This is a genomic window from Paenibacillus foliorum, assembly GCF_013141765.1.
Classification (GTDB): domain Bacteria; phylum Bacillota; class Bacilli; order Paenibacillales; family NBRC-103111; genus Paenibacillus_S; species Paenibacillus_S foliorum.
The window spans coordinates 1-5279 of record NZ_WHOD01000033.1 but is presented as its reverse complement, the minus strand read 5'-3'; the positions used below and the strand labels follow the sequence as shown (position 1 = coordinate 5279).

6 protein-coding genes are annotated in these 5279 nt (G+C 40.3%); all 6 read right to left on the bottom strand.

Translation table 11 applies throughout. From position 1 onward, the window contains the following. Nucleotides 1-109: 109 nt before the first annotated feature. The 6 genes from GC093_RS07805 to GC093_RS07780 all read right to left on the bottom strand — a co-directional run bounded on the left by GC093_RS07805 (nucleotide 110) and on the right by GC093_RS07780 (nucleotide 4879). Nucleotides 110-586: an SMI1/KNR4 family protein gene (locus tag GC093_RS07805; RefSeq protein WP_312886473.1), complete on the bottom strand. Its 477-nt coding sequence runs from the start codon at nucleotides 584-586 to the stop codon at nucleotides 110-112. Nucleotides 587-686: 100 nt separating this feature from the next. After that, a complete protein-coding gene (locus tag GC093_RS07800) occupies nucleotides 687-1019 on the bottom strand; it encodes a hypothetical protein (protein WP_171651312.1) in 333 nt (110 codons plus the stop codon). 486 nt (nucleotides 1020-1505) lie between these two features. Next, nucleotides 1506-2030, bottom strand: coding sequence for a VOC family protein (locus GC093_RS07795; protein WP_171651311.1), 525 nt, complete (start codon nucleotides 2028-2030; stop codon nucleotides 1506-1508). A gap of 331 nt (nucleotides 2031-2361) precedes the next feature. Beyond that, the gene (locus GC093_RS07790; RefSeq protein WP_171651310.1) at nucleotides 2362-3327 is read right to left on the bottom strand and encodes a helix-turn-helix transcriptional regulator; all 966 of its coding nucleotides are present in this window, start codon (nucleotides 3325-3327) and stop codon (nucleotides 2362-2364) included. 459 nt (nucleotides 3328-3786) lie between these two features. Further along, nucleotides 3787-4293 (bottom strand): DUF4188 domain-containing protein, encoded by a 507-nt coding sequence (locus GC093_RS07785; RefSeq protein WP_171651309.1) that lies wholly within the window; start codon nucleotides 4291-4293, stop codon nucleotides 3787-3789. A 73-nt stretch (nucleotides 4294-4366) separates the two neighbouring features. Beyond that, nucleotides 4367-4879 carry a TetR/AcrR family transcriptional regulator gene (locus GC093_RS07780; RefSeq protein ID WP_171651308.1) on the bottom strand — a complete coding sequence of 171 codons (513 nt, stop codon included), beginning with the start codon at nucleotides 4877-4879 and terminating at the stop codon, nucleotides 4367-4369. Nucleotides 4880-5279: the final 400 nt, after the last annotated feature.

The window sequence follows — 5279 nt, the reverse complement described above, 5'->3', positions numbered from 1 at the left end:
TCATATTCTTAGATTATATAAGAAGAATAAACGTAATAACAAAAGGTCAGTCTGCTGAAGCAAACTGACCTTTTGTTATTCAACTATAGTTCACCGTTATCTCAACGATTCATTTTTCAACAACATCATCGTAAGCATCACCTAGTGATTCAAAATCCTCACTCAGCCAGTACCATCGTTCACCGTTATTTTGAACCAATCGATTTATCAACTCAGTAAATGTTTTAGCCACCACAGGACAATCTCCCATAACTCCATGTCTATCCCAAAAACTATCGTAACATTTCCCTAATCGGTCTTGATGTAAGTCTATAGAAATGTAATCACCATTCCCACCAAGGCCAACTATATACCAATGGGATGATATATTCCCATCAACTTGTTCTCCAACGATGACTGGATTGGATAAAATGAACTCGTTAGGAGGAGCAATTTGGATGTGAAAGTCTTTGTTTTCAAAAAGCACCACGCCTCCGCATAGCTCATAAAAACGTTTAAGATCGAGAGGTAGGCTGTGATCATTCGTTCGTGGTAAACCCTTTGGCGGACTGACTCTACAGTCGGTAAGCCCGCTATCTGTCGCAATAATGCCTCATTGTCCTTCAGGCTACATCGTTCCTCTCTCAGATTCTGCTATACAGGAATGTTTAGCTTAATCGATTTATTATAAGTTTAATTTCAAACGATTATTTTCCAACGTTTATGTCATGACGCATACCCTTACTCGCTAACCAATCCACTAATAAATGCTGAATCCTAAATCGTTCTTCCGTAGGAATGGTTTCGACCTTTTGGTCATTCGGATAGTAACGCTTGTTTATATGCTTTGTTTCACCAAAAACAAGAACATCATATTCCTTGACTGCTGGCATTTCAGCGTAGATGATCGTAATAGACTGATTTTCCACAAAGTATATATTTGCACCGCGACCATGACTACTCCATTGAAACCCAGGGATATTGAGTACGATTTTATCTTGTAGAATCTCCTTAAAGCCTTGGTCAACTTTTTCATTCATTGTGACCCTCCAACTAATTACATCCTGATTGTATAAATTTAACATATGCTTGATTAACTTTACTACTCTTATAAAATTTGCACTACCAGTTAGTAGAGAAGGCTATCGACCCATTACAGTTCGGTAGCCTTCTCTGTTGCTCATTGAGCTATAGTGTCCCGTTAGTTTAACAATTAACTTTTATTTTCATAAGAGAAATGATCGTAAATGTAACGAGTCAACGCATCCTTCAAGTTTTGATGTCTATTCAAGTAATGAAGCAAGAATTTAGACCAAGCATATTTACCAATCACATTAATTTCTTTCTTCTAAGCTTATTGATGATAAACAAATTATTAGAGGACTTCCCCCTCCGAAGGTATATTTGAATGCTTCTACCTTAGAGGGGATTATTTCAAACTCCATATTCAGCTCATTTTTTTAGACTTTGTACATCATTTCATTATATTGTCTTATTAACACTTTTTGTTAAAATGATTTTTGCATTTATTCTGCGCTAAAGCTTTTGGCCCATTCAGCGACCCTCCGACTACTTTCTTCTTCTGACAAATCTTCAATCCGAGTCATAATAGACCATCTTACTCCAAAAGGATCCAATATACTTCCGAATCGATCACCTGAAACAAAGTTTATAACCGGTTCCCTTACTTTTGCTCCTCTTGATACCGCGTTTTCAAATACCTGATCAACATTATTTACATAAATTCCTAAAGAATAACATGCATTGTCTTCATCTGGCGGCAAGGCCAATTGATATGCCGGATTAGCTGCCCCCAGGTGCAAAAAACCATTTCCAAAATCTAATTCCGCATGAACAATCATTTTATTGCCATTTCCATCAGGATGTTCGGTAATATCCTTCACCCTTGCATTGAAAACAATTTTATAGAACTCTATTGCTTCAGAAGGATCCTTCACTGTTATAAATGGGGTAATAGATGTAACACCGTTGGGTGTACCATTCTTTGTATATTTACCTGATACTGCCGTATATTTTATGTTTTCAGTCATTTTTACTCCTCCTTTAAATGATTATACATATCAATTTTATGCTTATACCTTCATTGGATTGCTGCAATCATTCAGTTTGATGTCAGACCGTCTTTTCAATTCTCAGGGTAACTGTTTTTGATGAGGCTGGCCCTATAATATCATCCCGAGTTCAATTCGGCAGTTAAGTATTCCCCCAGTCTTCCATTGAGTAAAATGCATAAAGGTATAACATATCATTCATTTGAAAATTCTCCTTATCTTACAATTTATCAAATGATACCAACCATCTCGGTAATCAATGATTCTCATCATTATAAAATAACTTCACTGACATCTACTGTCAGTGAAGTTATTGAATTTGATAGTACTCCATTAACTCCGACACAACAGCAACAAGTTTGTCCTTCAAACACTGTGGTTCGATTACTTGAATGGATTTCCCGTAGGATAGGAGAAAATATGGGATATATGTATGAATTGATTTTTCCTCAAGTAAAAAGATTGCGTGATTTGTTGTCCGCTCTTTCAGATGATGTCCCAAAAACCAATGCAGACATAAGTCATCTAATGCCTCTGACCTGCCTCCGATAATTAAAGGAATTAACCCCTCCTTGCCCACTAAATCAGGTAACAAATTTTGCATAAAAAATTCACGGGCTGAAAAAGCTTCAGAACGCTTAAATCTTATTTGAGTACGCTTGATTTGTAGAATCCGTTCTACCCGAAAGCTGCGGATCTCATTCCTAAGGTGGCAAAATGCAATAGTATACCATTTATTGTTCCAGTAAACCATTCCATAAGGGTCTATCACCCTATTCTTGGGTTGTTCTTCATGGCTTGTTCGATAATCAATTTCTACAGAGAATTCGTTTGCTACAGCCTGCTCCAACTCCGCCAATGCCTGCTGAACGGAAGGGTCTCCCATGCGGTTTATAACATCAAATCCGGCTAAATGACGACTAAGTATACTTTCCTGCTCCTGATTCGAATACATTTTCAATTTTGATGTCGCATTGCCTAATGCCTCACTCAAAGGGTATCCAGCTTCTTTTGCAAAAACAGCAGCTTGAAGAAGTGCCTTTTTTTCTTCAATATCAAATAGCAGAGGTGCTTTGATAAAATTATTCAGCAAGCTATACCCGCCATTATGACCTGTGTCGGATATTATAGGCACTCCACTGGCACATAGTGCATCAATATACCGATAAACTGTCCTTATATTTATTTCTAACTTTTCGGATATTTGTTTTGCAGTCATTTTTATGCCCGAATTCAGCATCCACAGAATTGCTAGCATATTATCGTTTTTTGGCATAACATGTACCCTCATCTATTTTAATTTATTAAACATCTTTTTATCTTATCAAAGATAACAATAAATTATTAGCTTTGCGAATCGCATGCATCCTTATTGATCAATCATTCAGCCTATCCATCCTAACGCAACATTCAACGTGACTCGTCTGCCCTATCTTTTCAACTTCCTTGAGCGGCACTTTCACATCTGTTTTTGTACCATCAATTTATGCGATCAGTGATTTTATCTAAAGCTTGTTTCAAGGGCAATTTAGTTGATAATCGTTAGACAAACATCTAATCGGCAATCGGACTATGTTCTTGACCTTTACGGTAATCGGTACAAGTTCTTGTCCCTCGACACCAATTCATATTTTGGTTCAACTAACCTGCCCGTTTCTTTAATAAACAAAAGAAGAGCTGCAGCGAAGCAAGCCCCTCAACTATAGTTATCCGTTAGCGCAATGATCTACGACGATTATTGAGGATTTACCGGAGTCGGCACGGCGGGCTCATTCTCCCCTCCCATACGGCGGCGCGACGTCTCCATTTTGCCAACAGCCGGAATATGCTCCGACACCTTCGCAAGCCCAAACACCGGCATATTGCCGTATACGCACTCATACTCGTCGGCTCGGATCTTAAAGGTTTCATGGTAGATTCCAACTGTTCCATCCGTTCCGACCTTGCGGTTGAAATTTCGCCATGCGATAAGATGCTGCCCTCCGCGGGCATACGCCTCCAGTTGCTCATACGAATCCCAATATTGGAGCAGATGGACGCTGCGCCAGCCCAGCATGAACTCCGTGCCACGGAAGCCGAGCTTGCGATTGGTGTAAAGTTCCCGCAGCATGGGTCCCATTGCCAGAAATACCGGTAGCCATTTGTGCACGGCCCAGAGCCGATTGACGCGCATGCCGATTAGGAAAACGACGAAATCCCCCTCCATACGAGCTGTGTATCTTCCCGGTATTACTTTAGCCATTGAGATTCATCTCCCTCAACATTTCGTTATTAATTAATTAATAACGAAATGTAATCAAATAGAAAAAGGTTTGTTATTCCTTCTCACAGTAAGGTGAAAGCTCGGGCAGCTCCAATACCTCTGACATTACCGCAGCCATCCCGAGGCCAATGAAGCTAGACGCCTGAAAGCTGGGCTGGGGAATCTGAGCTCGCTCGAATTTTTCCTTTACCACCTGATGAATATGGGCAAAGCCTTCCTGGACCTTTTGACGAATGATCGGCTCAGCCGTCGTGAACGCCTGCATCGACAGAAACGTTTCGTCCCGGTGTGTTTCCAACAGGTCATAGAACGCTGTGCCCATCTGATCCATCAGTTGCTCCGCCGGCGCCTCAACTTCCCTGAATATGCCTGCAATACGTTGGACGGACTGCTGCAGCACTGCGATAAACAGATCTTCCTTCGTTTTGAAAAAATGAAACACATACGGCTGCGTAATCCCCACTGCGTGAGCGATATGTGCGGTCGTCGTCTTGTAATATCCCTGCTTGGCGAAGACGGTTACGGCTGCTTCGACAATTTGCTGTTTGCGGTCTTCGTTGGCCACTTGTTGATGTCCTCCATATTTATTTATTACTTAATAAATACATAAGCCATTGCAAGCTGTCAACATTTTTTTTCAATAGAGCGCATTATTGCCTCCTGAAGTCAAATTTTTCGTTCGGCACTTTTTTTAATGGACCATACATATCGTTATTTTGCACTTCTGCCCGTTAGCACAACGCAGCTGCCGATCTATGCCGGCAGCCTCGTTCTGTTTGCTTATTGAGCTGTAGTCTTCCGTTAGCGCAATACCTACATTTCCGTTTGAATAAGTGCCAATGAAAAGAAAAAGGACGTACACAACGTTACAACGCTGCGGGAACTCCAGCGTTCTGACAAAGTGTGCTCAATTTAATTTGAAAATTCTCTGTTCAAATAAGATTCAGATTCACTTTATTGGTTAT